3 protein-coding genes are annotated in these 2,865 nt (G+C 50.9%); all 3 read left to right on the top strand.

Annotation, left to right across the window (positions count from 1 at the left end; genetic code table 11):
• Positions 1 to 906: terminase large subunit domain-containing protein (locus IM475_RS07290; protein ID WP_287727149.1), on the top strand; the 906-nt coding region annotated here is incomplete at its 5' end.
• A 6-nt stretch (positions 907 to 912) separates the two neighbouring features.
• Positions 913 to 1,131 carry a hypothetical protein gene (locus tag IM475_RS07285; RefSeq protein ID WP_287727148.1) on the top strand — a complete coding sequence of 73 codons (219 nt, stop codon included), beginning with the start codon at positions 913 to 915 and terminating at the stop codon, positions 1,129 to 1,131.
• A partial coding sequence (locus tag IM475_RS07280; protein ID WP_287727147.1) for a portal protein occupies positions 1,131 to 2,865 on the top strand: 1,735 nt, incomplete at its 3' end. The genes IM475_RS07285 and IM475_RS07280, both read left to right, overlap by 1 nt.

Raw genomic sequence — 2,865 nt, 5'->3', positions numbered from 1 at the left:
GGGAACCCGGGATGTATTGGGTCGGCATGGGTTCGGGAGATGTTTATTGATCCTGCGCCACCCAATACCCGGTTCACTATTGACATTGAAGTTCCCACGCCAACTGGCGTCATTCACAGTTCGATAAGTCGTCGGTTCGTACCGGCTACCGTATTCGATAACCCTTACATGACGTACGACGCTAGCTACATCACGATGCTGGCCTCGCTACCAGAAATTCAACGACGTAACTTCCTATATGGTGATTGGGATGCGTTTGACAACGCAGCCTTCTCCGACTTTAAAAAGGAAGTACACGTCATTGAGCCATTTGAAATTCCGCACGGTTGGCAGCGTTTTCGGGCTGCGGATTGGGGCTATACCAGTCCTGCTTGCTGTCTCTGGTTTGCAGTCGATTACGACAACAACCTTTACGCCTATAGAGAGTTGTACGCAAACAAGCTGACAGCCGACCGATTTGCGCAGCGTGTGCTGGAATTAGAAGAGGGTGAGTCAATTCGCTACGGTGTGCTCGACGCTTCGGCGTGGGCCAAGCGTGGTGAGGTAGGACCGTCTATCGCAGAAACAATGATTGCGAATGGTTGCCGCTGGCGACCATCTGACCGCAGTCCAAACAGTCGAAAGAGCGGCAAGCTGGAGCTACATCGCCGCTTGTCTCTAGATGAGGAAGGAAGGCCATCGCTGTTCATATTCTCGAACTGTCGTAACCTAATTCGGACTCTTCCTAAGCTTCCGTTGGATAATAACGATCCAGAGGATGTTGATACCACGGCAGAAGATCATGCCTACGACGCATTGCGTTACGGTGTGACCAGTCGCCCCAAATCAGTTGAAATGCCGTGGGACATGTCGAACCCGACGAGGCGAGCGGGACATGATATTGCTTGCCATACTTTTGGCTACTGAGGAGATATGATGGCTACCAAGAATTTTAGCCCAACTGCTGACTACTCAAAGGTCAGCCCCGTTTATGAGAATGCAGCCAACAATGGCAAGGAGTCACTTGCCCTACTTGGTCAGGCTACATCAAAGGTCAGTGCTACCTACGAGAACGCTGCAAAGCGCGATGGTGGCAAGGGCGTTGATAAGGCTTTCTGGGCTTCTGCCAATACCAAAGTAACTGGTAACTAATGAACTCATTTCTTCCGACTGATGACGAGACTTCGGCACCAGCGGTAGACGTACAGGTAGCCTTGGATGACGTTTCAAGCGTCGAAAAGGCTATCGTTACGCCGGAACGGACAGATATCGTTGCTTACATTGAGGAACGGTTCCGGCGTGCAGAAGATGCCCGACGCAACGACGAAGATCGTTGGCTACGATCCTATCGTAACTTCCGTGGCATCTACGGACCAGACGTACAGTTTACCGACACAGAGAAGTCACGGGCATTTATCAAGATCACCAAAACAAAGGTCATGGCGGCTTACGGCCAGCTTATTGACGTTTTGTTTTCCGGTGGGAAATTTCCTATCAGCATTGAGCCTACTGAACTTCCAGAAGGAGTTGTCGAGCACGTATACGTAGACCCACGCGAACCTAAGTCTCAGCCGGAAGAAGCACCTGCCCCCATTGATCCATACGGCTTTGCCGGGGATGGTCGTGAAATTCCTGCTGGTGCCACGCTTACACAGCTACTAGGTCCGCTACAGGAGAAACTTAACGGCCTTGACGTTAAGGAAGGTGTTGGGCAGACACCATCTGCAATTACATTCAGCCCTGCTCTCGTTGCAGCTAAGGCCATGGAAAAGAAAATCCATGACCAGCTAACAGAGTCTCAGGCTTCTGTCCATCTTCGTTCGTTTGCACTTGAAATGGCCCTGTTTGGGGCTGGCGTTATGAAGGGTCCGTTCGTGCACCAGCGCGAATACCCACAATGGGATGCAGAGGGTAACTACACTCCGATCCAAAAGCAGCGCCCACAAGTCGCACAGGTTCGTATCTGGGATGCGTACCCAGACCCTGAGGCCACGAGCATGTCCGATGCAGAGTACTTTATTGAGCGCCATAAGCTGTCAAAGTCTCAGCTTCGTGAACTAAAGCGCCGTCCGTTCTTCCGCCGCAAGGCAATCGAAGCCCTCATTGAAACAGGCTACAACTATAGTAAGAAGTGGTGGGAAGACGATCTGACGGAGACTGAAACCGTCAACTTCCTAGAGCGATTTGAAGTTCTTGAGTACTGGGGCTACGTCGATACGGAGACAGCCGAAGAGGCTGGCCTAGAGATTCCGTCTGAGTTCAAGGATATGGATCAGGTCCAGATCAACGCTTGGGTCAGCGGTAATCACATCCTCCGTCTCGTCTTTAATCCGTTTAAGCCGCAGCGTATTCCGTACCTTGTGTGTCCTTACGAGCACAATCCATACAGCTTCTTTGGTATCGGCGTAGCTGAGAACATGGAAGATACTCAGACACTTATGAACGGCTTTATGCGGCTAGCTGTTGACAACGCTGTACTATCAGGAAACGTCGTCTTTGAAATTGACGAAACGAACCTAGTACCGGGGCAAGATTTTAAACTGCATCCCGGTAAGATGTTCCGCCGACAAGGCGGTCAGCCGGGCACTTCGATCAACTCCATCAAGATTCCTAACATCACGAATGAGTTGATGTTGATCTTCGATAAGGCACGAAACCTTGCTGACGAAGCCACGCTCCCATCTGTTACCCACGGGTCGCAGAATGCGGGTGGTGCAACCAGCCTACGTACGTCGTCTGGAATGTCTATGCTAATGGGCGCTGCTGGCGTTACCATTAAGACTGTTGTCAAGAACATTGATGATTATCTACTACGTCCGCTGGGTGAGGCGTTTTTTGCCTTCAATATGCAGTTTGATTTCGATGAGAAAATCGTCGGTGATCTGG

The organism is Microcystis sp. M061S2, from assembly GCF_020245605.1.
In the GTDB taxonomy this organism is placed as follows: Bacteria; Cyanobacteriota; Cyanobacteriia; order Cyanobacteriales; family Microcystaceae; genus Microcystis.
Note: the sequence above shows the minus strand (reverse complement) of the source record. Positions and strands in the feature narration are given on the sequence as shown.

What these genes read in the sequence shown, in the direction of transcription:
- IM475_RS07285 (WP_287727148.1), top strand. Translation starts at nt 913, where the DNA reads ATGATGGCTACCAAGAATTTTAGCCCAACTGCTGACTACTCAAAGGTC.